Annotated in this window: 21 protein-coding genes; 6 read left to right on the forward strand and 15 right to left on the reverse strand. The window is 72.6% G+C overall.

The window, feature by feature from the left end; genetic code table 11:
- Positions 1-121: 121 nt before the first annotated feature.
- Both ACFUO4_RS17890 and ACFUO4_RS17895 read right to left on the reverse strand, forming a co-directional pair.
- Complete coding sequence (locus ACFUO4_RS17890; protein WP_383485416.1) at positions 122-652, reverse strand: DinB family protein; 531 nt, start codon at positions 650-652, stop codon at positions 122-124.
- A 106-nt stretch (positions 653-758) separates the two neighbouring features.
- Positions 759-1,859, reverse strand: a complete 1,101-nt coding sequence (locus ACFUO4_RS17895) for a pyridoxal-phosphate-dependent aminotransferase family protein (RefSeq protein WP_383485419.1) — start codon at positions 1,857-1,859, stop codon at positions 759-761.
- A 184-nt stretch (positions 1,860-2,043) separates the two neighbouring features.
- On the opposite strand from ACFUO4_RS17895, the gene ACFUO4_RS17900 reads away from it, so the two are divergent.
- The 5 genes from ACFUO4_RS17900 to ACFUO4_RS17920 all read left to right on the forward strand — a co-directional run bounded on the left by ACFUO4_RS17900 (position 2,044) and on the right by ACFUO4_RS17920 (position 6,839).
- A complete protein-coding gene (locus ACFUO4_RS17900) occupies positions 2,044-2,907 on the forward strand; it encodes a transporter substrate-binding domain-containing protein (RefSeq protein WP_383485422.1) in 864 nt (287 codons plus the stop codon).
- A 4-nt stretch (positions 2,908-2,911) separates the two neighbouring features.
- Complete coding sequence (locus ACFUO4_RS17905; protein WP_079308234.1) at positions 2,912-3,745, forward strand: amino acid ABC transporter permease; 834 nt, start codon at positions 2,912-2,914, stop codon at positions 3,743-3,745.
- Entirely contained in the window at positions 3,742-4,536 is a 795-nt protein-coding gene (locus tag ACFUO4_RS17910; protein WP_383485426.1) for an amino acid ABC transporter ATP-binding protein, read from the forward strand. The genes ACFUO4_RS17905 and ACFUO4_RS17910 overlap by 4 nt, the downstream gene beginning before the upstream one ends.
- A gap of 34 nt (positions 4,537-4,570) precedes the next feature.
- Entirely contained in the window at positions 4,571-5,662 is a 1,092-nt protein-coding gene (locus tag ACFUO4_RS17915) for an amidohydrolase family protein (protein ID WP_079308232.1), read from the forward strand.
- Positions 5,663-5,933: 271 nt separating this feature from the next.
- Positions 5,934-6,839, forward strand: a complete 906-nt coding sequence (locus ACFUO4_RS17920; RefSeq protein WP_383485430.1) for an SCO1860 family LAETG-anchored protein — start codon at positions 5,934-5,936, stop codon at positions 6,837-6,839.
- Between the two features lie 30 nt (positions 6,840-6,869).
- Here the strand turns inward: ACFUO4_RS17920 and cobC are convergent, their stop codons facing one another.
- The 6 genes from cobC to cobM are packed head-to-tail and all read right to left on the reverse strand — an operon-like array spanning position 6,870 to position 13,196.
- Positions 6,870-7,946, reverse strand: coding sequence for an Rv2231c family pyridoxal phosphate-dependent protein CobC (gene cobC / locus ACFUO4_RS17925; protein ID WP_079308230.1), 1,077 nt, complete (start codon positions 7,944-7,946; stop codon positions 6,870-6,872).
- Entirely contained in the window at positions 7,936-8,868 is a 933-nt protein-coding gene (locus ACFUO4_RS17930; RefSeq protein WP_383485433.1) for a sirohydrochlorin chelatase, read from the reverse strand. The genes cobC and ACFUO4_RS17930 overlap by 11 nt, the downstream gene beginning before the upstream one ends.
- Positions 8,865-9,452 carry a precorrin-8X methylmutase gene (locus ACFUO4_RS17935; RefSeq protein WP_383485436.1) on the reverse strand — a complete coding sequence of 196 codons (588 nt, stop codon included), beginning with the start codon at positions 9,450-9,452 and terminating at the stop codon, positions 8,865-8,867. The genes ACFUO4_RS17930 and ACFUO4_RS17935 overlap by 4 nt, the downstream gene beginning before the upstream one ends.
- Complete coding sequence (gene cobJ, locus ACFUO4_RS17940; RefSeq protein ID WP_383485439.1) at positions 9,449-11,149, reverse strand: precorrin-3B C(17)-methyltransferase; 1,701 nt, start codon at positions 11,147-11,149, stop codon at positions 9,449-9,451. Before cobJ ends, ACFUO4_RS17935 begins: the two co-directional genes overlap by 4 nt.
- Complete coding sequence (gene cbiE / locus ACFUO4_RS17945) at positions 11,146-12,381, reverse strand: precorrin-6y C5,15-methyltransferase (decarboxylating) subunit CbiE (RefSeq protein WP_383485442.1); 1,236 nt, start codon at positions 12,379-12,381, stop codon at positions 11,146-11,148. Before cbiE ends, cobJ begins: the two co-directional genes overlap by 4 nt.
- The gene (cobM, locus tag ACFUO4_RS17950; RefSeq protein ID WP_079308229.1) at positions 12,378-13,196 is read right to left on the reverse strand and encodes a precorrin-4 C(11)-methyltransferase; all 819 of its coding nucleotides are present in this window, start codon (positions 13,194-13,196) and stop codon (positions 12,378-12,380) included. Before cobM ends, cbiE begins: the two co-directional genes overlap by 4 nt.
- Before the next feature lie 89 nt (positions 13,197-13,285).
- Between cobM and ACFUO4_RS17955 the strand changes: the two genes are divergently transcribed.
- Positions 13,286-14,014, forward strand: a complete 729-nt coding sequence (locus tag ACFUO4_RS17955; protein ID WP_079308270.1) for a ZIP family metal transporter — start codon at positions 13,286-13,288, stop codon at positions 14,012-14,014.
- 17 nt (positions 14,015-14,031) lie between these two features.
- Here ACFUO4_RS17955 and cobI read toward each other — a convergent pair whose 3' ends face one another.
- Genes cobI through ACFUO4_RS17990 form a run of 7 tightly spaced genes read right to left on the reverse strand, consistent with a single transcriptional unit; the run spans position 14,032 to position 24,843 of the window.
- Positions 14,032-14,778, reverse strand: coding sequence for a precorrin-2 C(20)-methyltransferase (gene cobI / locus ACFUO4_RS17960; protein WP_383485446.1), 747 nt, complete (start codon positions 14,776-14,778; stop codon positions 14,032-14,034).
- Positions 14,763-16,154 carry a cobyrinate a,c-diamide synthase gene (locus tag ACFUO4_RS17965; RefSeq protein ID WP_383485449.1) on the reverse strand — a complete coding sequence of 464 codons (1,392 nt, stop codon included), beginning with the start codon at positions 16,152-16,154 and terminating at the stop codon, positions 14,763-14,765. The genes cobI and ACFUO4_RS17965 overlap by 16 nt, the downstream gene beginning before the upstream one ends.
- The gene (gene cobO, locus ACFUO4_RS17970) at positions 16,154-16,753 is read right to left on the reverse strand and encodes a cob(I)yrinic acid a,c-diamide adenosyltransferase (protein WP_079308227.1); all 600 of its coding nucleotides are present in this window, start codon (positions 16,751-16,753) and stop codon (positions 16,154-16,156) included. The genes ACFUO4_RS17965 and cobO overlap by 1 nt, the downstream gene beginning before the upstream one ends.
- Positions 16,753-18,744, reverse strand: a complete 1,992-nt coding sequence (locus ACFUO4_RS17975; protein WP_383485452.1) for a putative cobaltochelatase — start codon at positions 18,742-18,744, stop codon at positions 16,753-16,755. The genes cobO and ACFUO4_RS17975 overlap by 1 nt, the downstream gene beginning before the upstream one ends.
- Complete coding sequence (gene cobN, locus ACFUO4_RS17980) at positions 18,741-22,397, reverse strand: cobaltochelatase subunit CobN (protein ID WP_383485455.1); 3,657 nt, start codon at positions 22,395-22,397, stop codon at positions 18,741-18,743. The genes ACFUO4_RS17975 and cobN overlap by 4 nt, the downstream gene beginning before the upstream one ends.
- Positions 22,394-23,905 (reverse strand): cobyric acid synthase, encoded by a 1,512-nt coding sequence (locus ACFUO4_RS17985; RefSeq protein WP_383485458.1) that lies wholly within the window; start codon positions 23,903-23,905, stop codon positions 22,394-22,396. The genes cobN and ACFUO4_RS17985 overlap by 4 nt, the downstream gene beginning before the upstream one ends.
- Positions 23,902-24,843 carry a cobalamin biosynthesis protein gene (locus ACFUO4_RS17990; protein WP_383485461.1) on the reverse strand — a complete coding sequence of 314 codons (942 nt, stop codon included), beginning with the start codon at positions 24,841-24,843 and terminating at the stop codon, positions 23,902-23,904. The genes ACFUO4_RS17985 and ACFUO4_RS17990 overlap by 4 nt, the downstream gene beginning before the upstream one ends.
- Positions 24,844-24,915: the final 72 nt, after the last annotated feature.

Here is a 24,915-nt window from a genome sequence, read left to right on the forward strand (position 1 = left end):
CACGAGATCTGCCCGAATTACCCCTCTTGGCGTTCGCGAAATCTTTGCGTTTAGGTCGGGGGAGAGCGGGCAGAAGAATACGGGAAGCTGCCCTGAAAAGAATTCCTGAATTAGTGAGGAATTAGGCGCCGGTTTCCCCGTCGATACGTTCCCGCAAAAGGTCCGCGTGCCCGTTGTGCCGGGCGTACTCCTCGATCATGTGGACGAACACCCACCGCAGACTGACCTCGGTGCCGGCGAAGGGCGCGTCCACCATCCGCCCGGTGTCCTCGACCGACCACCCGGCGTACAGCTCCCGCCCGCGCTCGACCTCCCGCCGCCAGATCGCGAGCGCGTCGTCGAGGGTGCGGGCGGGATCGAGGCCGTACCCGCTCGGGTCGCCGTCGAACACGGGCGGCAGGTCGAGCCCCCCGATCACCCGCTGGAACCAGTTCCGCTCCACCTCGGCGAGATGCTGCACCAGCCCGAGGAGCGTGAGCGAGGAGGGCGCGACGGAGGCGCTGCGCGCCTGCGCGTCGTCCAGCCCCGCGCACTTCAACGCGAGCGTGGCCCGGTGAAACTCCAGCCAGCTTTCCAGCATGGGCAGTTCGGGCCCGGTCATGAGGGGGACGGGACGACCGTCGGGAAGGGTGTGGGGTGTGTCGGTGGTCATGCGGGCAGCATGGCACGGGGGTCTGACACCTCAGCCGTCCCGGCGTCCGAGGAGGGGCTCGCCTGCCCTGGCCCGTCGGAAGGAGGGGCTCGCCAGCCCTCGCCCTCTACTGCCACCCACTCTCCACCGCCCGCAACGCCCCCTCCACATCCACGCCCAACCCCCGCTCCGCCAGCGCGGCGCCGAGTGCTGCCAGGCTCGCCCGCACCGCCCCCGGCGTGGCGTCCGCCCCGTAGTGGTTCACCCGGATCATCTCCTTGGCCAGCGCACCCCCGCCCGCGGCCAGCGGCAACGCCGGGTCCGCGGCCAGCGCGCGGGCCACCAGCTCCGAGGCCACCACCCCGGCAGGCGTCCGCAGCGTCGTGGCGACCGGCGCGGCATCCCGGGCCTCGTACACGTACGGCTCGAGCCCACCGCCCAGCGCCACCGCCCCCGCCCGGGTCGCCGCGGCGGCGGCCGCGTGCCGGGCCATCACCGCGTCCAGCCCGACCTCCTCGATCCGCTCGACACACGCCTCCAGGGCGAGCATCTCCAGCTGCGCGGGCGCGTGCAGGAGCGCCTTGCGGCCGCCGTCGACCCACCGCTCCTTCCAGTCCAGCAGCGACAGATACGACCGCCGCGGCGCCCGCGGGTTCGCCGCCATCCGCGCCCACGCCCGCTCGCTCACCGACACCGCCGACACCCCGGCCGGCCCGCCCATCGCCTTCTGCGCCCCGATCACGCACAGGTCGACGCCCCACGCGTCCGGCAGCACCGGCTCCGCGCCGATCGAGGCGACCGCGTCCAGGTAGAACAGCGCGCCGTGCTCCCGTACGACCTCTCCGATCTCCGCGACCGGGTTGGTGTTGCCGGTCGCGGCCTCCGCGTGCACCAGCGACACGAAGTCGATCGACGGGTGCTCGGCGAAGGCCTCCCGGATCTGCTCGGCCGTGACGGCGGTGTGGAAGGGCACCGCCAGGTCGACGACCGTCGCCCCGCAGTCGCGCAGCCAGTCCCCGAAGGTCTGCCCGTAGGGGCCGGTGATGACGTTCAGCGCGGTCGTCCCCGGCCCCGCGGTCGCGCGGATCGCGCCCTCCAGCGGCAGCAGCGCCTCGCCCTGCATGATCACGACGTCCTGTTCGGTGCTCAGCAGCCGCGCCACACGGTCCTCGATCGACGCGAAGTGCGCGGCGCTCAGGGGGGCGAGGTCAAGGAACGGATGCGTCACGGCGGTGCTCTTTCGCTCACGGGGGGGTAGAGGTGATCAGGTGATCGAGGGTAACCGCCCCGCGACAACCAACGCCGACCGGTGCTTCTTAGGCTGAACGGCCTCCGAACCATCGCTTTAATTTGAGAGACCCAAACCTTTCCTTATAATCGGAAGCCACATTCCCCCCACAGGAGGCTCCCCCGTGAAGACGATCCTCGGGCGCCGGACCCGCATCCTGGCCGCCACCACCGCGACGGCCGGGCTTGTGCTCGTGGCCGGCTGCTCCTCGGACGACGACGGAGGCAGCGGCACCAAGACCGCCGCCGGCGGCGTCGAGCTCGTCAAGGCGGGGCAGCTCACCACCTGCACCCACCTGCCCTACCCGCCCTTCCAGTCGGAGATCGACGGCAAGGTGCAGGGCTTCGACGTCTCGCTGATCGACCTGGTCGCCGACGACCTCGGTGTGAAGCAGCAGATCCTCGACACCCCCTTCGAGAACTTCAAGACGGGCGCCTTCCTCAACTCCGGCGAGTGCGACGTCGCCGCGGCCGGCATGACCATCACCGAGGAGCGCAAGAAGAACGTCGACTTCTCGGACCCGTACTTCGACGCCACCCAGGCCCTGCTCGTCGACAAGGACAGCGGGATCACCTCCCTCGCCGACGCCAAGGCCAAGAAGGTCGAGCTGGGCGCCCAGGCACAGACCACCGGCGAGGACTACGCCAAGAGCCAGGGCTTCGACCCGGTCTCCTTCGAGTCCTCCGACGCCGTCCTCAACGGCCTGCGCTCCGGCCAGGTCAAGGCCGTCATCATCGACTACCCGGTCGTCCAGGGCTGGCTGAAGGACAAGGCCAACTCGGACGCCTTCAAGGTCGCCGAGCAGCTCAACACCGGCGAGCAGTACGGCTTCACGGTGAAGAAGGGCAACACCAAGCTCCTCGCCGCCATCAACAAGGCCCTCGCCGACGCCAAGGCCGACGGCACGTACAAGAAGCTGTACGAGAAGTGGATCGGCCCGTACGACGCCTCGGCGGCCTCCGCCTCCCCGTCCGCGTCGGCCTCCTGACCCCATGGCTGATACGGACGTACCACTCCAGCCCAGGAAGAAGGGCCTGACCCGGCGTCAGAAGCGCAGCCTGTCGCGCGGCGCGCAGTACGTGGTGTTCGTCGGCGCCGTGATCGCCTTCGCGGTGTCGGCGGACTGGGACCGGCTGAAGAACCAGTTCGCCCAGTGGGACATCGCGAAGGAGATGTTCCCGGACGTCATCACGCTGGCGCTCAAGAACACCGTGCTGTACACGCTGTCCGGCTTCGCCTTCGGACTCGTGCTCGGCATGGTCATAGCGCTGATGCGGCTGTCGTCGGTGGGCCCGTACCGCTGGTTCGCCGGCGTCTACATCGAGATCTTCCGCGGGCTGCCCGCCCTGCTGATCTTCATCTTCATCGGCGTGGCCGTGCCGCTCGCCTTCCCGGGGACCGAGATCCCCGGCGGCACCTACGGCAAGGTCGCGCTCGCGCTCGGCCTGGTCGCGGCGGCCTACATGGCGGAGACGATCCGCGCGGGCATCCAGGCGGTGCCCAAGGGGCAGATGGAGGCGGCCCGTTCCCTGGGCTTCTCGCCCGCGCGGGCCATGGTCTCGATCATCATCCCGCAGGCGTTCCGCATCATCCTGCCGCCGCTCACCAACGAACTCGTCCTGCTCTTCAAGGACTCCTCGCTGGTGCTGTTCCTCGGCGTCACCCTGGAGGAGCGCGAACTGTCCAAGTACGGCCGCGATCTGGCCAGCCAGACCGCCAACTCCACGCCGATCCTCGTCGCCGGCCTGTGCTATCTGCTGGTGACGATCCCGCTCGGCTTCGTCGTCCGCCGTATGGAGGCCAAGGCCCAGGAGGCGGTCAAGTGACCGGCACGGCAGAGATCCAAGTCCGGGGCCTGCACAAGTCGTTCGGCGACAACGAGGTCCTCAAGGGCATCGACCTGGAGATCGGTCGCGGCGAGGTCGTGTGTGTCATCGGCCCGTCCGGCTCCGGCAAGTCCACGCTGCTGCGCTGTGTGAACCTGCTCGAAGAACCCACCCAGGGCCAGGTCTTCGTCGGCGGCACCGAACTCACCGACCCGGACGTCGACATCGACGCCGTACGCCGCCGTATCGGCATGGTCTTCCAGCAGTTCAACCTCTTCCCGCACCTCACCGTCACCGAGAACCTCACGCTCCCGCAGCGCCGGGTCCTCAGGCGCGGCAAGGCGGAGGCGGCGAAGGTGGCCGCTGAGAACCTGGAACGCGTCGGCCTGTCGGAGAAGGCGTACGCCTACCCGGCCTCCCTCTCCGGCGGCCAGCAGCAGCGCGTCGCCATCGCCCGCTCCCTGTCCATGGGCCCCGAGGTGATGCTCTTCGACGAGCCGACCTCGGCGCTCGACCCCGAACTCGTCGGCGACGTCCTCGCGGTGATGCGCATGCTGGCGAACGAGGGCATGACGATGATGGTCGTCACCCACGAGATGACCTTCGCCCGCGAGGTCGCCGACCGGGTCGTCTTCATGGACGGCGGAGTGATCGTCGAGGACGGCGTCCCCGCCCAGGTCATCGGCAACCCGAGCCACGAACGCACCCGCCACTTCCTCTCCCGCCTCCTCGACCCGGCGATGGCCGACGTGGAGGAGGAGACGTCCGACCAGGTGGGCAAGGGCGACTAGCCGGTCATCAGGGCCCGGTCATTAGGGTGCAGTCATGAGCGAACGCGCGGTGCTGCACGTGAAGGGCCGGGTCCTGGCCGGACCCGACGACATCCGGGACGAGCTGTGGGTGGTCGGCGGCCGGATCTCCTACGACCGTCCCGCCGGCGCCCGTGACATCCGCACCGTCGCCGGCTGGGCCCTGCCGGGCCTGGTCGACGCGCACTGCCATGTCGGCCTCGGCCCGCACGGCCCGGTCCCCCAGGACGTCGCCGAGAAGCAGGCGCTCACCGACCGCGAGGCCGGCACCCTGCTGATCCGCGACGCCGGTTCCCCCTCGGACACCCGCTGGATCGACGACCGCGAGGACCTCCCGAAGATCATCCGGGCCGGCCGGCACATCGCCCGCACCCGTCGCTACATCCGCGGCTACGCCCACGAGATCGAGCCCGACGACCTGGTCGCGTACGTCGCCCAGGAGGCCCGGCGCGGCGACGGCTGGGTCAAGCTGGTCGGCGACTGGATCGACCGCGAGCTCGGCGACCTGTCCGCGGTCTGGCCGCGGGACGCCCTGGACGCGGCCATCGCCGAGGCCCACCGCCTCGGTGCCCGGGTCACCGCCCACTGCTTCTCCGCGGACTCCCTGCCGGACCTGGTCGGCGCCGGCATCGACTGCGTCGAGCATGCCACCGGGCTGACCGAGGACCTGATCCCGCTCTTCGTCGAGCACGGCGTGGCGATCGTCCCGACCCTCGTCAACATCGCCACCTTCCCACAGCTCGCGGCGGGCGGCGAGACCAAGTTCCCGCGCTGGTCGGCGCACATGCGGCGACTGCACGAGCGGCGCTACGACACCGTGCGCGCCGCCTACGACGCGGGCATCCCGGTGTACGTCGGCACCGACGCCGGCGGCACCCTGCCGCACGGCCTGGTCGCGGACGAGGTCGCGGAACTGGTCACCGCCGGCATCCCGCCCATCGAGGCGCTCGCGGCGACGACCTGGAAGGCCCGGACCTGGCTCGGCCGACCCGGCCTGGAGGAGGGCGCCCCGGCCGACCTCGTGGTCTACGCGTCCGATCCGCGCGCCGACGTACGCGTACTGGCGGACCCGCAGCGGGTCGTCCTCGACGGTCGGGTCACCGCCTGAGCCGCCGGAGCCGCCGGGCCGCGTTGACGGAGCGTAACCGGTGAGCGGCCTGGCTCGTTCTGCACTCCCGCTCACGCGCCGCCCCGTCAACGGACGCGCTCGCACAGAAGGGGGTACGGGGGTGACTTCGAGGAACACCCGTGCCGCATGAATCGAAAAGGTTCACGGGAGCACCACGTTGGGGTGAACTCCCGTCGGACCGCTGACTGTTCACTCTCCGTGCGTAATTCTTGCCGAGTCCCGAGCAAGTCTCCTCTGAGGGGTCCCCACCTTGAACGGCAAGAACTTCCGTATGCCCGCACGCCGTCTCGCGACCGTCGCGACGGCCACCGCCCTGGCCGCCGGTCCCGCGGTCCTGGCGGGGGCGGGTTCCGCCCACGCCACCGGCGACCAAGGCCGCGCGAGCGCCGTCGTCCTGCGCACCGGCCTCGACGTGTCCCTGCTCAACAAGACCGTGAACGTCCCGCTCGCGGTCTCCCTGAACGAAGTGCAGGCGCCGCGGAGCGCCGAGAAGACCGCCCTGACCGCCGAGCTGAACGGCGTGAACAACGGCCGGGCCTTCAGCGTCCTGAACGCCGAGGTGGCGTCGGCGAAGGCGAACGTCACCGCGACCAGGGCCGAGGCCTCCACCCGCCTCGCCCACGCCAAACTCCACGTCCCCGGCCTGCCGCTGCTCTCGGTCGTCGAGCTCGGCGCCGTCACGTCCGAGGCGGTCTGCGAGGCCGGGAAGACCCCGATCGCCCGGTCCAACGTGCTCGGTGATGTCACCGTCCTCGGCAAGAAGGTCACGCTGAGCGCGGGCGGCCCGACCGAGGTGAAGGTCCCGGGCGTCGGCGAGGTCCGCCTCGACCTGTCGAAGCGCGAGACCACGTCCCGCACGGCCGCCGCCACCGCCCTCGAACTCACCGTCTCCGTCAACCCGTTGAAGCTCAACGTCGCGGAGGTCGAGGGCACCCTGACCCTGGCGAAGGCCACCTGCGAGGCCCCGGCGGCACCCGCCGCCGCGGCGCCCTCCGAGACCCCGGCCGACAATGTGAAGCCCCAAGGCGCCCCCGCCGAGGCCGGGTTGGCCGAGACCGGCGGCAACTCCCTGACCCCGTACATCGCGGGGGGCGCGATCGCCCTGCTCGTCGCGGGCGGGGGAGCGACCGCGGTGGCGCGACGCGGCAGGAACTGACCACCCCGGCGGCGCCCACCGCGTTCCCCCTCAGTGCTGCGACAGGACCATCGCCTGGTCCAGCGCCTGGAGGAACGAGTTGACCGTCGTCCGGTCCCGCACCGCGAGCCGCAGCCACTCCTCGTCCAGGCCGGGGAACGTGTCCCCGCGCCGCACCGCGAAACCGAGGTCGCGCAGATGCCGGCGCACGGCGGCGGCCCGGGGCAGGCGTACGAGGACGAAGGGGCCCTCCGCCGGTTCGGCCACCTTCAGCCCGTCCGGGGCGAACTCCCGCAGCCCGGCGACGAGATGGGCCCGGTCGGCGGCGATCCGGTGGGCCGCGTGGGCCGCCTCGGCCAGGGCCTGCGGCTGCACGCAGGCCCGCGCCGCCGCGAGCGCCGGGGTGGACACCGGCCACAGCGGCTGGGCCCGCTCCAGCTCGCCGATGGTCTCCGGCGCGGCGAGGACGTACCCGATGCGCAGCCCGGCCAGCCCCCAGGTCTTGGTCAGGCTGCGCAGGACGACCAGCCCGGGGACGTCGGTGCGTCCCGCCAGCGCCTCCCGCTCGCCCGGCACCGCGTCCATGAACGCCTCGTCCACCACCAACGTCCGCCCGGGACGGGCGAGTCGGGCGATCGTGTCCGCCGGGTGCAGGACCGATGTCGGGTTCGTCGGGTTGCCGATCACCACCAGGTCGGCGTCCTCGGGGACGGCCTCCGGATCGAGCCGGAAGCCGTCCTCCTCGCGCAGCAGCAGCCGGTCGACGGTGTGCCCCGCGTCCCGCAGCGCCGCCTCCGGCTCCGTGAACTGCGGGTGCACGACCAGCGGATGACGGGTCTCCAGGGCGCGGGCGAGCAGCACGAAGGCCTCCGCCGCACCGGCCGTGAGCAGCACCCGTTCCGCGGGCAGCCCGTGCCGGGCCGCGACCGCCTCCCGTGCCTCGCGGCCGTCCGGGTAGGCGGCCAGCCCGGTCAGCGACTCGGCGATCCGCTCCCGCAGCCATCTCGGGGGTGTGTCGGCGCGGACGTTCACGGCGAGGTCGGTGAGCCGCGCCCCGTCGTCCCGTACCTCGGCGTCACCGTGGTGCCGCAGGTCGTGGCTGCCGGTGTCCTGTCTGTCAGTGCGCATGGGAGTGGGAGCCGTGGTGGTGGTGTCCATGGCCGTGGTGATGGTGGCCGTCGTCGTCGGGGTGGAAGTGCGGCTGCTGCGGCAGGCCCACCTTGTCCTCGAAACCGGGCAGCGCGATGCGGTAGACGCACGAGTCGCAGTTCATCCGCAGATCGCCCTTGACCGCCTCCTGGTACCGCTCCATCACCAGGTCGAGCAGCTCCGGCTCCGGCCCGATGACGTCGGCCGAGCGCACCTCGACGTCGGGGTGCGCGGCGGCCCAGCCTTCGGTCTGCTGCCGGACCCGGTCCGGGAGGATGCCGGTGAACAGGAAGTACGGCAGGACCACGATCCGCCGCGCGCCCAGCCTCACGCACCGGTCCAGGCCGCTCGGCACGTCCGGCGCGGCCAGCGACACGAACGCCGTCTCCACACCCGCGTACCCGCGCCCCTCCCACAGCAGCCGGGCCGCCTTGTGCACCTCGGCATTGGCGTCCGGGTCGGTGGAACCGCGCCCGACGAGCAGCACGGTCACGTCGGCGAGGTCGCCGGGCGTGCGCCCCTCGGTGCCGAGCGCCTCCTCCAGCCGCCGTTCCAGGACGTTCAGCAGCGACGGGTGCGGGCCCAGCGGACGCCCGTAGGTGTACGAGATCCCCGGGTGCCGTTCCTTCTCGCGGGCCAGCGCCGCCGGGATGTCGCCCTTGGCGTGACCGGCGGAGACCAGCATCAGCGGCACGGCGGCGAACCGTCGTACGCCTCGCTCCACCAGCTCGGTGACGGCTTCGCCGAGCGGCGGCGGGGACAGTTCGATGAAGCCGCCCGCGACGGGCAGTTCGGGGTGGCGGCGCCCCAACTCCCGTACGAAGGCGCGGAACGCCTCGGCCCCGGCCTCGTCCCGGGTGCCGTGGCCGGCGATGAGCAGAGCGGGCTGGGGGGTGGTCACGATTTCTCCTCGGTGGAAACGGGGTGGTACAGCAGGGCGTTGAGCGCGGCCGAGGCGACGGCCGACCCGCCCTTCTCGGACACGTTGCTCACGGCGGGCAGCCCGCTCTCGCGCAACGCGGCCTTGGACTCGACCGCGCCGACGAAGCCGACGGGCAGACCGATGACGAGCGCCGGGGCGGCGTCCAGGGTGAGCAGTTCCTCCAGCGCGGTCGGCGCGTTGCCGATCACCCACAGGGCGCCGGGGCCGACCTGCTCGTAGGCGAGCCGGATCGCGTGCGCGGAGCGGGTCAGCCCCGGCCCGGCCACGGCGTCGCGCAGCCGGCAGACGGTCTCGCGCCGGGTGATGCCGGCCGCGACCATCTCGACGTCCACGACGACGGGCGCCCCGCCGTGCAGGGCGGCATGCGCCTTCTCCAGCTCGCCCTCGTCCATGACGAGGTCGTCGGCGTATGCCAGGTCGGCGGCCGAGTGGATGACCCTCTCGACCACCGCCCGGGTCAGCGGCGGGAAGTGCGAGGTGTCCAGGCGGGACCGCAGCCGCCGGTAGGACTCCTCCTCGATGGGGTGGACCTCACGGATCACTTGGAGCCCTCCTCGGCGGTCTGCCAGCGGTAGCCGCGCGGTGTCACCATGCGCCCCGCGATGTCCCGGGTCGCCGTGTTGCCGACGGTCACGACCGTCATCATGTCGACCGTCGCCGGATCCAGGGACCCCAGTGTCGTGAGCCGACTGGACTCGTCCGGCCGCGACGCGTTCCGCACGACCCCGACCGGCGTGGCCGGCTCCCGGTGCCCGGCGAGGATCGCCAGCGCCTTCGGCAGCTGCCAGTCACGGCCCCGGGAACGCGGGTTGTAGAAGGTGACCACGATGTCCGCCTCGGCCGCCGCCCGCACCCGCCGCTCGATGACCTCCCAGGGGGTGTGCAGGTCGGAGAGGCTGATGGAGACGTGGTCGTGGCCCAGCGGGGCGCCCAGGATCGCGGCGGCGGCGAGCGCGGCGGTCACCCCGGGCACACCGACGACGTCGATGTCGTCGGACGCCTCGGCGAGCGCGGGGGAGGCCATGGCGTACACGCCCGCGTCCCCGCTGCCGATCAGCGCGACGGCCTGCCCCTTACGGGCCTCCGCGACGGCCGTACGGGCCCGCTCCTCCTCGGCCCCGAGCCCCGACTCCAGGATCACGGTGCCGGGCCGCAGCAGATCGCGGATCTGGTCGACGTACTGGTCCAGGCCGACCAGCACGGCAGCACTCCGGAGTTCGGCCTTCGCGCGCGGGGTGAGCAGATCCCGGGCGCCGGGCCCGAGCCCGACCACCGCGAGCCGGCCGCGCACGGGACGCCGTACGACGGCACAGGTCGCCATCGCGGCATGCCCGTCCGCACGCGAGGACTTCCGCTTGGGTACGAGGAGTTCGCCGCCGGTCACGAGCGCGGCGGCCTCGGCGACGGACGGGGTGCCCACGGCGGCCAGCGGCGCGTCGGAGGGGTTCGGCACCTCGACGGCCGCCAGGTCCGCGGCGGTGTGGGTGACCAGCGGGACCCCCAGCGCGCGGGCGGCCTCGACGATGCCCGGCTCGTCCGCCTTGGCGTCCACGGTGGCGAGTTCGGCGAGGGACGCCTCCGACAGCCCGGCGTCCCGCAGGGCGTCCCGCACCAGCCCCAGCACCTCGTCCGCCGGTACGCCCCTGGAGGCGCCGACCCCGACGACGAGGGACGGCGGCCGCAGCACGACCTCCCGCGAGGCGGGCTGGACGAGACGATCGGTGACCCGCACGACATGGGCGCCGTCCTCGGTGACCTTCAGCGCGGGCAGCGGCCACGCCAACTCCGCCTTCAGGGCCACCGGTTCACCGTCGAGGAGCGCCCGCGAGACGGCGGCGACATCGCCCTCGACGGGGAAACCGAGCGTGTCGAGCCCCGGCAGGCCGACCGCGTCCGTCGCCGTCGTGACGACCGGCTCCGCGCCCAGCAACTCCCCTACCTCACGGGCGAGTTCATTGGCGCCCCCGCCGTGCCCGCCGACCAGCGACACGGCGAACCGCCCCGCCTCGTCGACGCACACGACACCCGGGTCGGACGTCTTGTCGCCGAGCAGCGGCGCGATGAGCCGCACCACCGCCCCCGTGGCGAGGAAGCACACCAGTTGCTCGCACTCCGCGAACGCGGCCCGTACGGCGTCCCCGACGGGACCTTCGTACACGCGTGTCCGCTCCGGCCACGCCGCGGCCAGCCGGTCGCGCGCAGCCGCGCCCGCCGCGGTGGCGGAAATGAGGCCGATCACAGGGCTACTCCCTCATGAGAAACGGGGGTTCGGTACCCCCACAGCAGAAAAACAGGGTTGGTCGCCGCGAGCCGGGTCACGTCCCCGGGCAACGGCGCCAGCCGCGACGACTGCAACAGCACGCCGTCGCAGGAGAACCCGGCGCCGGTGAGCGCCTCGCGCACGGCCGGCACCCGGTCGAGCGCGGCCATCGCCACGACGACCGTCCGCCGGGCGCGCCGCGCGCACGCGGTGACGATCGCGGGCAGCTCCCGCCCGCCGCCGCCGACGAACACGGCGTCGGGGTCGTCGAGATCGGACAGCACCGTGGGCGCGGCCCCGTGCACGGCCCGTACGTCGACCCCGTGGGCCGCCGCGTTGGCACGCACCCGCTCGACGCCGTCCCGGGTCTTCTCGACGGCGGTGACGGCCGCGCCGAACCGCGCGCACTCCACCGCGACCGAACCGGAGCCCGCCCCGATGTCCCAGACGTGGTCGCCGAGCCGTGGGCCGAGCCGGGCCAGCGCGAGGGCCCGTACCTCGAACTTGGTGATCATCGAATCACGGTGCGCGAACGCGTCCTCGTCCAGCGCCCATCGATCGGGGCCGGCGTCGGACCCGGCGACCGTCCGGGCGACGGGACCCAGCAGCCGCGCCTCGTCCAGGCACAGCACCACGCTGACCGACGCCCCCCAGTCACGGGCCGCGGCCTCGGCCGGCGTCACCCGCTCGACGCGCTCCTCGCCGGAGCCCAGCGCGGAGGCGACGACCAGGACCCGGGCGTCGGCCCGCAGCGCGGCCCCCAGCTCGGCGGGCCCGGACCCCGGCCCGGTCAGCACCGCGACCTTGGGCCGCGCCCGGCACACGTGCACCGCCGTCCGCAGCTCCCGCCCGTGCGCGCTGACCACGACCGCGTCGTCCCACGTCAGCCCCAGCCGCGCGAACGCGGAGGCGACGGACGGCACTCCCGGCCGCACGTCCAACCGCTCGGACCCGAACCGCTCGGCCAGCGCCCGCACGATCCCGAAGAACCCGGGATCACCCGAGGCGAGCACGACGACCGGGCTCTCCGCCTTCAGATGCCGCTCGATGACGTCCAGCGCGGGCGCCAGCGGCCCGAGGACGACCTGCTCGGCGTCGTCGGGCACGGGCGCGGACGCCAGATGACGCCGGCCGCCCACCACCAGCCGGGCCCCGGCCAGCACGTCGGCGGGAACCGGCGCCCCCGTCCCCGTACCGAAGACCGTGATCACGTACTCGCACCCCGCGCGCGCAGGGCCCGGCGGGCCTCCGGGTCGGCCTTGCGGTAGCCGTGGAAGTGACCGGGGTGGTACAGGTGCGAGCGGGTGCCCTCGGCGTCCAGCGCGGGCCCGACCAGGAAGAGCGTGTGCTTCCAGAGCTTGTGCTCCTTGACCGTCTCCTCCAGCGTCTCGATCGTGCACCGCACGACCAGCTCCTCGGGCCAGGTGGCCTGATAGGCGACGACCACCGGGGTGGACGTCGGATAGCCGCCCTCCAGCAGCTCCCGCACCAGCTGACCACTGCGCGCCGCCGACAGGAAGATCGCCATGGTGGTGCCGTGCTTGGCGAACTCCCGCACCTCCTCACCGGGCGGCATCGGCGTCTTGCCGCCGCCGAGGCGGGTCAGCACCACGGACTGCGCGACCTCGGGAATGGTCAGCTCGCGCTGCGCGAGCGCGGCGACGGCGGAGAACGCGGAGACACCGGGGACCACTTCGGTCGCGATGCCGATCCGCGCACACCGGTCGAGCTGCTCCTGCGTACCGCCCCACAGGGCGGGATCGCCGGAGTGGATACGGGCGACCTTCAACGCGTGCTGATGCGCCCGCTCGTACACGGCCACGACGTCCTCCAGCGACATCGTCGCCGAGTCGAGGATCTCCGCGCCCTCACGGGCGTGCTCCAGGACCTCGGCCTGGACCAGGCTCGCCGCCCAGATCACGACGTCGGCCTCGGCGATGGCACGCGCGGCACGGAACGTCAGCAGATCGGCGGCGCCGGGTCCGGCACCGACGAAGGTCACCTTGCCGGTGGGGGCGTCGGCCATGGGTTCGGGTCCTCTCGTACGAAGATTCACGGAGCTTCACTGGGGGTCTGGATGTGCGCGAACAGGGCCTGATCGGATACGAAGGGCCCATGGCGGTGTTCGTCGCGCTCGGCGCGTTCCTGATGACACTGGCCGGCGGCTGGACGGCACAGCGGGTGACCGACCGCCGTCACCTGGTCCTTGGCCTGGCCGGCGGCCTCATGCTGGGCGTGGTCGGCCTGGACCTGCTGCCGGAGGCGCTGGAGGCGGCGGGCACCGAGGTGTTCGGCGTACCGGCCGCGCTGCTGCTGTTCGTGGCCGGCTTCCTGCTGGCCCATCTGGTGGAACGGCTCCTCGCCGCCCGCCAGGCCGCGCACGGCGGCGAGGAGAGGGACGCCCGGGTCCCCGAGGTGGGCCTGACGGCCGCCGCGGCGATGGTCGGCCACAGCGCCATGGACGGCGTGGCGATCGGCGCGGCCTTCCAGGTGGGCGGCGGCATGGGCACCGCGGTGGCCCTCGCGGTCATCGCCCATGACTTCGCGGACGGCTTCAACACGTACACGATCACGAGCCTGTACGGGAACGCCCGCCGCCGGGCGATGGCGATGCTGGTCGCGGACGCGGCGGCACCGGTCGTGGGCGCCGCGTCGACCCTCTTCTTCACCATCCCGGAGAAGCTGCTCGGCGCGTATCTCGGCTTCTTCGGCGGCGCGCTCCTCTATCTGGCGGCCGCCGAGATCCTCCCCGAGGCCCACCACGAACACCCCGCCCGCTCGACCCTGCTGTGCACGGTCGCGGGCGTGGCGTTCATCTGGCTGGTGGTGGGCATCGCCGACTGACGCCCCGAAGGGCGAGGTCACAGCTTGCCGCCCCGCCCGCCGTCACGCCGGGCGGGCGCGATGAGCGTGGAGAGGTAGGGGAGCGGGGCGCCGTCGAGCTCGGCCGCCGGCCGCACGGACTCCTCCGGCAGCCCGAGCGCCGACCCCCACACGGCGTCGTCGATCCGGCCGGTCTGCCGCAGCGCCTCGGCGACCTCCTGCGCCTGCCGCCCGAACTTGTAGGCCACGACCGTCCCCGGCCCGGCCAGGGCGTCCTTGAGCGCCTGGGCACCGGCGGTGACGGGCACCAGCGTCAGCGGCTCGGTGCCCTCGGTGAGCACGGCCCCGGAACGCGCGGCGAGATCCTGCATGGCGGTGATACCGGGCACGGTCTCCACGACGGTCCCCGGCACCAGCTCGGCGATGGTCTGCGCGAGATAGGTGAAGGTGGAGTAGACGTTCGGATCGCCGATGGTGGCGAAGGCGACGGTGCCGTGCTCGACGAGCAGCCGCGCGACCCGCTCCCCGGCGGCGTCCCAGGCGGCCTCCCGCCGCTCCCGGTCGGTCCGCTCGTTGAGCGCGAACACCACCCGTACGACCTTCTCCTGCCCGACGTAATGCAGCACGGTGGCCTCGGCCCGCCCGCGTTCCCCCGTGTCCATGACGGGGACGACGACCACATCGGCGGCACGCAGCGCGTTGACACCCTTGACGGTCACCAGCTCCGGATCGCCGGGACCGACCCCGACTCCGATCAACCTGCTGCTGCTCATGACGTCCGGCACCTCTCCACGAACCGACGGGCCACACCGGGCTCGGACGCCCAGTGCGTGTGCAGATAACTCGCGTGCACACCTTGTTGTACGAAACCTTCGACGCGCGGGGCAGGGGCGCGCACCCCCCATGCGGGAGCCGCCCCGGCACCGGGCTCCACGACGGTCCGATGAAACTCATGCCCCCGCATCCGCGTCCCGGCGACGGCGAGGGAACTGTCGCCGACGGCCACCGCGTCCCGGTACCCGAGCGTGAGCCGCTCGCTCATCCGCGCGGACGCGTCGAGCACACCGCACATGGGCGCTCCGTCGAGCTCACGGCAGAGATACAGCAGCCCGGCACACTCGGCGGCGACGGGGGCGCCGCTGAGGGCGAGCTCACTGACGGCCTTGCGCAGGGGTTCGTTGGCGGACAGCTCGGCGGCGTACACCTCGGGGAAGCCGCCGCCGATGACCAAGCCGCGGGTCCCTTCGGGGAGTTGCTCGTCGCGGAGGGGGTCGAAGGTGATGACTTCGGCTCCGGCGGCGGTGAGGAGCTCGGTGTGCTCGGCGTAGGAGAAGGTGAAGGCGGGGCCGCCGGCGATGGCGACGACGGGGTTGGACGTTCCCGTCTCTGCCAACCGAGTCGGGTGGTGGGTGGGCGAGGCGGGGGTCCAGGGGGCGCAGCCCCCTGGTACGGCACCGGCAGCGCGGGCCAGCGCCTCCAACGCCGCCAGATCGCACCCTTGGGCAACCTGCGCCCCCATAGCGGCCACAGCCTCAAGCGCCGCCTCCCGCCGCTCGGCAACGGGCACCAACCCCAGATGCCGGGAAGGCGTATCCACCTGGGCCGCCCGCCGCAGCACCCCGAGCACCGGCACCCCGGCCGCCTCCAACGCCTCCCGCAGCAGCTCCTCATGCCGGTCGGACGCGACCTTGTTGAGGATCACACCGCCGACCCGCACTTCCGGATCCCACGAGGCGAACCCGTGCACCAGCGCAGCCACCGACCGCGACTGCGAAGAGGCGTCGACGACAAGGACGACGGGCGCCCCGAGCAGCTTCGCGACATGAGCGGTGGACGCCAGTTCACCTTCCCCCGCGGCCCCGTCGTACATCCCCATCACCCCCTCGACGACGGCGATGTCACACCCGCGCGCCCCGTGCGCGAACAACGGCCCGATCAACTCCGGCCCGCACAGGTACGCGTCGAGGTTCCGCCCCACCCGCCCCGTGGCGAGCGAGTGATACCCGGGGTCGATGTAGTCCGGCCCGACCTTGTGCGGGGACACGGCGAGCCCCCGCGCGGCGAACGCGGCCATCAACCCCGTGGCGACGGTGGTCTTCCCGCTCCCGGAAGAGGGCGCGGCGATGACCAGCCGAGGGACGGAAACGGACGAGGAGGACATCACCACTCGATACCCCGCTGCCCCTTCTGCCCGGCGTCCATCGGATGCTTCACCTTGGACATGTCGGTCACGAGATCAGCGAAGTCGACGAGCTTTTCGGGAGCGTTGCGCCCGGTGATGACGACGTGCTGCGTGCCCGGCCGGTCCCGCAGCACGGAGATCACCTCGTCGGTGTCCACCCACCCCCAGTGCATGGGGTAGGCGAACTCATCGAGCACATACAGCTTGTACGTCTCGGCGGCGAGGTCCCGCTTGACCTGCTCCCAGCCCTCCCGGGCCTTCTCCTCGTTGTCCATCTGGGCGTCCCGCTGGACCCAGGACCACCCCTCGCCCATCTTGTGCCAGTCGACGGACCCGCCCTCGCCGGAGGCGCCCAGCACCCGCAGCGCGTTCTCCTCGCCGACCTTCCACTTCGCCGACTTGACGAACTGGAACACCCCGATGGGCCACCCCTGGTTCCAGGCCCGCAGGGCAAGCCCGAACGCGGCGGTCGACTTGCCCTTGCCCACCCCGGTATGCACGACCACCAGCGGCCGATTACGCCGCTGACGCGTGGTCAGACCGTCGTCCGGCACCACACTCGGCTGTCCCTGAGGCATTACGCGGCCCTCCTCTGTACGTCCTTGACCAGCCCGGCGATGGAGTCGGCCCGCAACTCGTCGAGCGTCACCGCCGTACCCCCCAGCTCACCCGCCAACTGCCCGGCGAGCCCCAGCCGTACCGGCCCGGACTCGCAGTCGACGACGACGGAGGCGACCCCGTCGGCGGCGAACAACCGCGCCGCCCGCTGCGACAGCGCGACCGGCTCCGGCCCGCCCGTGGCCCGCCCGTCGGTCACCACGACGACCAGCGCCCGCCGCGCCGGGTCCCGCAACGTCTCGACCCGCAGCACCTCGTGCGCCTTCAGCAGCCCGGCGGCGAGCGGCGTACGGCCCCCGGTCGGCAACGTCTCCAGGCGGGCCGCGGCGGCGTCCACGGACGACGTCGGCGGCAACGCCACCTCACCCGCCGTCCCCCGGAACGTCACCAGTCCCACCTTGTCCCGCCGCTGGTACGCGTCGAGCAGCAGCGACAGCACGGCACCCTTGACGGCACTCATCCGCTGCCGGGCCGCCATGGACCCGGAGGCGTCGACGACGAACAGCACGAGGTTTCCCTCGCGCCCCTCCCGCGTCGCCTGCCGCAGATCGTCCCGGCGCAGCACGAGCCCGGGCCCGGACCGGCCGCGCGCCCGCTGATGCGGCGCCGCCGCCTGCACGGTGGCCGCCAGATGCAGCTTGGTCAGCGCACCCCGAGGGCGGCGTGCCCCCGTGGTCCGCCCGTGCTCGGTCCGCGCCCGCGAACGCCGCCCGGCGGCACCGTCCCCCAGCCCGGGCACGCTGAGCACCTTGGTACGGAACGGCTCCGCGGCCCGTACGGCGGACTGCTCGCCGCCACCGGCACCACCGGCCTGCGGCTCCCCGCCCTCGCCGGCCTCGGGCTGCGCCGCACCCCCGGAGTCCCCCTGCGACCCGTCGTCCGGCGCCGGCTGCCCGCCGCCCCCACCGGGCCCGTCCGGGTCGGGATCGTCCTCGCCCTCGCCGCTGAACTCCTCCAGGGTCTGGTCGAGCTTGTCCTCGTCAAGTCCCGGCGCGTCAAAGGGATTACGACGCCGGCGATGCGGCAGCGCGAGCAGCGCGGCCTGCCGTACGTCCTCGGCGAGCACGTCGGTCCGCCCGGCCCAGGCGGCCAGCGCGGTGGCCGTACGCGCCATCACGATGTCCGCCCGCATGCCGTCCACCTCGAACGCGGCACAGGTCGCCGCGATCTGCCGCAACGCCCCGTCCCCGAGCCGCACCGACGGCAGCAACTCCCGCGCCGCGACGACCCGTTGCCGTACGGCGGTCTCCTCGTCGGCCCAACGCGCCGCGAAACCCGCCGGATCGTCGTCGTACGCGAGCCGCCGCCGTACGACCTCCACCCGCTGGTCGGGCTCCCGCGAGGCGGCCACCTCCACGGTCAGCCCGAACCGGTCGAGCAACTGCGGCCGCAGCTCACCCTCTTCGGGGTTCATGGTCCCGACGAGCAGGAACTTCGAGGCATGCCGTACGGAGACGCCCTCGCGCTCCACGTACGAGGCGCCCATCGCGGCGGCGTCGAGCAGCAGGTCGACGAGATGGTCATGCAGAAGATTGACCTCGTCGACGTAGAGGATCCCGCGGTGCGCGTCGGCCAGCAGGCCGGGCTCGAAGGCCTTCACGCCCTCCGCGAGGGCCCGCTCGATGTCGAGGGCGCCGACGAGCCGGTCCTCGGAGGCACCGACGGGGAGTTCGACCATGCGGGAGGGACGCGAGGTGCCGGGGCCCGGCTCGTGCGGGCCGTCCGGGCAGCCGGGGTCGGGCTTGGCCGGGTCGCAGGAGAAGCGGCAGCCGGGGACGACGTCGACCTCCGGCAGCAGCGCCGAAAGCGCCCGCACCGCCGTCGACTTGGCCGTGCCCTTCTCACCGCGCACCAGCACACCGCCGACCGCCGGCGACACGGCGTTCAGCAGCAGCGCGAGCCGCAGATCGTCCTGGCCGACGACGGCCGTGAACGGAAACGGGGTACTCACTGGTCGTCGCCCTCCAGATCGCCTTCGAGCTCCAGGTACGTGGCGCGCAGCCGCTCCAGCGTGTCCGCGTCCGGCTCTGCCCACAGCCCGCGCTCGGCGGCCTCCAGCAGCCGCTCGGTGATGCCGCGCAGCGCCCAGGGGTTGGACTTCTTCATGAAGTCCCGGTTCTCCGGGTCGAAGACGTACTCGGCGCTGAGCTTCTCGTACATCCAGTCGTCGACCACGCCCGCCGTGGCGTCGTAGCCGAAGAGGTAGTCGACGGTCGCCGCCATCTCGAAGGCACCCTTGTAGCCGTGCCGGCGCATGGCCGCCATCCAGCGGGGGTTCACGACCCGCGCCCGGAACACCCGGTGCGTCTCCTCGCCCAGCGTGCGGGTCCTCACCTGGTCCGGCGTGGCCGAATCACCCACGTACGCCTCGGGGTTGGCGCCCGTGAGGTGGCGCACCATCGCGACCATGCCGCCGTGGTACTGGAAGTAGTCGTCGGCGTCCACGAGGTCGTGCTCGCGGGTGTCGACGTTCTTCGCGGCCACGTTGATCCGCTTGAACGCCGTCTCCATGTCCCCGCGTGCCGCCCGCCCGTCCAGCCCCCGCCCGTAGGCGTAACCGCCCCACACCGCGTACACCTCGGCGAGGTCCGCGTCGGAGCGCCAGTTGCGGGCGTCGATCAGCGGCAGCAGACCGGCGCCGTACGCGCCCGGCTTGGAGCCGAAGATACGGGCCGTCGCGCGCCGCCGGTCACCGTGCTCGGCGGTGTCCTCGTCGGCGTGCGCCTTCACGAAGTTGCGCTCGGCGGGCTCGTCCAGCTCGGCCACCTTCCGCACCGCGTCGTCGATCAGCCCGACGACGTGCGGGAACGCGTCCCGGAAGAACCCGGAGATGCGGACGGTGACGTCGATGCGCGGCCGCCCCAGCTCCTCCAGGCCGATGATCTCGAAGCCGGTCACGCGCCGCGAGGCCTCGTCCCACACCGGGCGGCAGCCCAGCAGCGCCAGGATCTCGGCGATGTCGTCGCCCTGGGTGCGCATCGCGGACGTGCCCCACACCGTCAGGCCGACGGACTTCGGGTACTCGCCGGTGTCGGCCAGGTACCGCTGGACGAGCGAGTCGGCGAGCGCCTGCCCGACCTCCCAACTCAGCCGGGAGGGAATGGCCTTGGGGTCGACGGAGTAGAAGTTCCGGCCGGTCGGCAGGACGTTGACCAGTCCGCGCGTCGGCGAACCGGACGGGCCCGCCGGGACGTAACCGCCGTCGAGCGCCTTGAGGATGTGGTCGATCTCGTCGGTGGTGCGGGCGAGCCGCGGCACCACCTCGGTGCAGGCGAACTCCAACACGGTGACGCCGTCCGGGAGTTCGACCCCCAGCACACCCCGCAGCACGGCCGGGGCGACCGCGACGTCCCAGTCCCGCGCCTCCATGCCCTCCGCGACCCGCCGGCACAGCTGCTCCAGCAGGTCGATCGCGTCGGCGGCGCTCCGGGCCGGGCCCTCGACCAGCTCCGTCAGCTCGACCGGCACCTTCACCGGAGCACCCGGCTCGGCGAGCAACTCCTTCTCCACCAGCCCGAAATGGGCCGCGAAACAAGCCCGGAGCCCTGGCAGCGCGTTCGCCTGCCCGCCCCACACCTGCGAGGCGCGCAGCACGGCGAGCACGAGGTTGACCCGCGCCTCACCGACCGGACCGCCGCCGAGGATGTGCAGCCCGTCGCGGATCTGCACGTCCTTGATCTCGCACAGATAGCCGTCGATGTGCATGACGAACTCGTCGAAGTCGTCGTCGTCCGGCTGGTCCTCGACATGCAGGTCGTGGTGGAGCTCGGCCGCCTTGACCAGCGTCCAGATCTGCGCCCGCACGGCCGGCGCCTTCGTCGGGTCCAGGTCCGAGACGAGCGCGTACTCGTCGAGGAGCTGCTCCAGCTTGGCGAGGTCCCCGTAGGTGTCGGCACGCGCCATCGGCGGTACGAGGTGGTCGACGACGGTGGCGTGCCCGCGCCGCTTGGCCTGGGTGCCCTCGCCGGGGTCGTTGACGATGAAGGGATAGATGAGCGGGAGGTCGCCGAGCACGGCGTCCGGGGCGCAACCGCCGCTCAGGCCGAGGCCCTTGCCCGGCAGCCACTCCATCGTGCCGTGCTTGCCCATGTGGACGATCGCGTCGGCGCCGAAGGAGTTCTCCAGCCACCGGTACGCGGCCATGTAGTGGTGCGAGGGCGGCATGTCGGGGTCGTGGTAGATCGCGATCGGGTTCTCCCCGAAGCCGCGCGGCGGCTGGATCATCACGACGACGTTCCCGAACTGGAGCGAGGCGAGCACGATGTCGTCCCCGTCGACGTAGAGGCTGCCCGGTGGCTCGCCCCACGCCTCCAGCATGCCGTCCCGCAACTCCGGGTCCAGCTTGTCGAACCACGCCCGGTAGTCGGCCAGGGGCACCCGCGCGGGCGCGGCGGCCAGCTGCTCCTCGGTGAGCCACTCGACGTCGTGCCCACCGGCGTTGATGAGCCGGTGGATCAACTCGTCGCCGTTGTCAGGGTGTCCTTCGACGACGTACCCCGCGTCCCGGAGCGCGTCCAGCACCCGCACCGCCGAGGCGGGCGTGTCGAGGCCGACCGCGTTGCCGACCCGCGAGTGCTTGGTCGGGTAGGCGGTGAAGACGAGCGCGAGCTTCTTCTCGGCGTTCGGCTTGTGCCGCAACTGTGCGTGCCGTACGGCGATCCCGGCGACGCGCCCGGCCCGCTCGGGGTCGGCGACGTACACGGGGACGTCGTCCGGTCCCTGTTCCTTGAAGGAGAACGGGACGGTGATGATCCGCCCGTCGAACTCGGGGATCGCGACCTGCATCGCCGCGTCCATGGGGGAGAGGGCGGCGTCGGACTCGTCCCAGGCCGCCTTGGACGAGGTGAGGCAAAGTCCTTGCAGCACCGGCACGTCGAGCTCGGCGAGCGCGCCGATGTCCCAGGCCTCCTCGTCACCGCCCGCCGACGCCTGCGAGGCGTGCGTGCCGCCGGCGGCGAGGACGGTGGCGACGAGGGCGTCGGTCTTCGCGAGGATCTCGTACAGCCCGGCGTCGGCGCCGCGCAGCGAACCGCAGTACACGGCGAGGGCGTTGGCCCCGCGCGCCTCGATCGCGTCGCAGAGCGTGTCCACGAAGCCGGTGTTGCCGCTCAGCTCATGGGCCCGGTAGAAGAGCACCCCGACGGTCGGCCGGCCCTCGACGAGGGCACGGTCGCCATGGACGCCGTACTCCGGCATCTTCTGCGGCTCCAGGAACCCCTCACCGGTCAGCAGCACGGTGTCGGACAGGAACCGGGCCAGCTCGGTGAGGTTGGCGGGTCCGCCCTCGACGAGGTACTTCAGCGCCTCCGCGACCACACCGGCCGGCACCGACGACTCGGCCATCAACTCGGCGTCCGGCACGGCCTCGCCGCCAAGGAGCACGGTCGGGATCCCGGCGGCCTTGAGAGCCGCCAGCCCGTCCTCCCAGGCCCGCTTGCCACCGAGCAGCCGTACGACGGCGATGTCGGAGCCCTGGATGAGCCCCGGCAGCTCGGCGGCCATGTCCACGCGGGTCGGGTTGCCGATCCGGTAGTCCGCACCCGAGGCGGCCCGGGCCGCCAACAGGTCCGTGTCGGCGGTCGACAACAACAACACAGTGCTCATGCGGGCGCTCCCGGTGGAATGAAAGGCAGTCCTTGCGGCGCGCCCGACTCGATGAGCCGCCAGAGCGCGTCGGTGTCCGCGTGCTGTTCGATGAGGTCGCCGAGCCGGTCGAGCTGCTCCTCGCGCAGCGCGGCGAACGAGGTGTCGGGCGCCGGCACGAACCGGCGGCCCGTGGCGGCGGCCACCTCGCGGAGGAAGGCCCGCCGGAAGCCGTCCGACTCCAGCGAGCCGTGCCAGTGGGTGCCCCAGGTCTGGCCGACCCGGCAGCCGTCGAGGAAGGGGGTCCCTCCGTGGATGTCGGCGACCCCGTGATGGATCTCGTACCCCGTGACCCGTTCCCCGAGTGCCTCCCCCTCCGGCCGGGTGAGGGTCTTCTCGGGGGCGAACCGAACCCTTACGGGCAGCACCCCGAGGCCCTCGACCTGCCCCCGTCGGCTCTCGACCTCGTCCTCGATGTGCTCGCCGAGGACCTGGAAGCCACCGCAGATGCCGAGGACGGGACGCCCTTCGGCGACCCTGCGCTGGAGGGCGTCCGCGAGCCCTCGCTCCTGCAGCCACTCCAGCGCACGCACGGTCCCCCGGGTCCCCGGGATGACGACGAGGTCGGCGTCGGCCAGCTCCTCGGGCCGGTCCACGAACCGCACCACGACACCGGGTTCGGCGGCGAGGGCGTCGACGTCGGTGAAGTTGGACATGAGCGGAATCGCGCACACGGCGACCCGCAGCACGTCCTCCCCGACGGGCGGGGCGGTGTTCGACTCCCGGACGGTCCCTCTGAGGGAGACCCGCAGACCGTCTTCCTCATCGATGCCGAGGCCGTGCCGGAAGGGCAGGACGCCGTAGGTGTGCCGCCCGGTGAGCCCGTGGAGCATGTCGAGGCCGGGTTCGAGAAGGGAGACGTCCCCCCGGAACTTGTTGACGAGGAACCCGGCGACCAGCTTCTGATCCTCTTCGGACAGCAGCGCGACGGTCCCGAAGAAGGAGGCGAAGACGCCACCACGGTCGATGTCCCCGACGACGAGCACCGGAAGCCCGGCGTTGCGGGCGATGCCCATGTTGACGATGTCGGTCCGCCGCAGATTGATCTCGGCGGGACTCCCGGCCCCTTCACAGATCACCGCGTCATACGTGCCCCGCAGTTCGGCGAGACAGTCGAGCACGGTACCGAGCAGCTTCTGCTGCCGCCCGCCGTGATACCCGCGCGCGCTCATCTCACCGACGGGCTTGCCCATCAGCACGACCTGGCTGCTCTGCTCCCCACCGGGCTTGAGCAGCACGGGATTCATCAGCGCGGTCGGCTCGACCCGACAGGCCTGGGCCTGCATGGCCTGCGCCCGCCCGATCTCCGCGCCCTCCCGCGTCACGAACGAATTGAGGGACATGTTCTGCGCCTTGAACGGCGCGACCTTGACCCCCTGCCGCACCAGCCACCGGCAGATCCCGGCGGTGACGACACTCTTGCCGGCGTCGGAGGTGGTCCCGGCGACGAGCAGCCCGCCCCCGCTCATGAGGCACGCCCTTTCCGCAGAGCCCGCGCGGCGACCGAGACGCCGAGCGCGAGCAGCCCGACGCGCCGGGACAGCCGTACGGCGCGCTCGATGTCCTGTGTGTCCACGGCCCGCCCGGCCCGGTTGAGGACGGGCCGGTGCTCGACCCGCCCGCCGTACGACAGGGTCCCCCCGAGCCGCACCCCGAGCGCCCCCGCGAACGAGGCCTCGACGGGCCCGGCGTTGGGACTCGGGTGCTTGCCGGCATCCGCCCGCCAGGCGCGCAGCGCACCCCGCGGATCACCACCGCTCACCGTCGTGAGTACGGCGGTGAGCCGTGCCCCCGGCCATCCGGCGAGGTCGTCGAGCCGGGCGGAGGCCCAGCCGTACCGCCGGTACCGCTCGGACTTGTGCCCGACCATGGCGTCGAGGGTGTTGACGGCCCGGAACCCGAGCAGCCCCGGCACGCCGGCGAGCGCCCCCCACACCAGCGCACCGACCACGGCATCGGAGGTGTTCTCGGCGACGGACTCGACGACGGCCCGGGCGATCCCGTCGGCGTCGAGGGCCTGCGGATCGCGCCCGCACAGATGCGGCAGCCGGGCGCGAGCGCCCTCGACATCACCCGCCTCCAGGGCCCGCCCGACACCCCGCGCCTCCCGCGCGAGCGAGGTCCCCCCGACGACGGCCCAGGTGGCGGCGCCGGTCAGTACGACGGAAGCGGTACGGGAAGGACGTACGACTCTCTCGGCCACGGCACCCAGCGCCACGGCACCCCCGGCACACACGGCGGTGTGCAGCACGCCCCATCCCCGGTGGTCCCGCCACAGCACCCGCTCCACGGCACCGGCGGCCCGCCCGAACGCGGCGACCGGATGCCCCCGGCGCGGATCACCGAGCAGCAGATCCCCGACGAGCCCGGCGGCGGCGCCGTACGCGAAGACGCGATCGGCACGCATCGGCTCAGCCGGCCGTGGGGTCGGGCAGCGACCTCGTGGCTGTCCGGGTGCTGTACCTCAAACGGCAGGCGA

The sequence above is a fragment of the Streptomyces sp. NPDC057280 genome, from assembly GCF_042668605.1.
Classification (GTDB): domain Bacteria; phylum Actinomycetota; class Actinomycetes; order Streptomycetales; family Streptomycetaceae; genus Streptomyces.

What these genes read in the sequence shown, in the direction of transcription:
- ACFUO4_RS17890 (WP_383485416.1), bottom strand. Translation starts at nt 652, where the DNA reads ATGACCACCGACACACCCCACACCCTTCCCGACGGTCGTCCCGTCCCC.
- ACFUO4_RS17905 (WP_079308234.1), top strand. Translation starts at nt 2,912, where the DNA reads ATGGCTGATACGGACGTACCACTCCAGCCCAGGAAGAAGGGCCTGACC.
- ACFUO4_RS17915 (WP_079308232.1), top strand. Translation starts at nt 4,571, where the DNA reads ATGAGCGAACGCGCGGTGCTGCACGTGAAGGGCCGGGTCCTGGCCGGA.
- cobC (WP_079308230.1), bottom strand. Translation starts at nt 7,946, where the DNA reads ATGCGCACTGACAGACAGGACACCGGCAGCCACGACCTGCGGCACCAC.
- cobM (WP_079308229.1), bottom strand. Translation starts at nt 13,196, where the DNA reads ATGGCCGACGCCCCCACCGGCAAGGTGACCTTCGTCGGTGCCGGACCC.
- ACFUO4_RS17955 (WP_079308270.1), top strand. Translation starts at nt 13,286, where the DNA reads ATGGCGGTGTTCGTCGCGCTCGGCGCGTTCCTGATGACACTGGCCGGC.
- ACFUO4_RS17965 (WP_383485449.1), bottom strand. Translation starts at nt 16,154, where the DNA reads ATGTCCTCCTCGTCCGTTTCCGTCCCTCGGCTGGTCATCGCCGCGCCC.
- cobO (WP_079308227.1), bottom strand. Translation starts at nt 16,753, where the DNA reads ATGCCTCAGGGACAGCCGAGTGTGGTGCCGGACGACGGTCTGACCACG.
- cobN (WP_383485455.1), bottom strand. Translation starts at nt 22,397, where the DNA reads ATGAGCACTGTGTTGTTGTTGTCGACCGCCGACACGGACCTGTTGGCG.
- ACFUO4_RS17985 (WP_383485458.1), bottom strand. Translation starts at nt 23,905, where the DNA reads ATGAGCGGGGGCGGGCTGCTCGTCGCCGGGACCACCTCCGACGCCGGC.
- ACFUO4_RS17990 (WP_383485461.1), bottom strand. Translation starts at nt 24,843, where the DNA reads ATGCGTGCCGATCGCGTCTTCGCGTACGGCGCCGCCGCCGGGCTCGTC.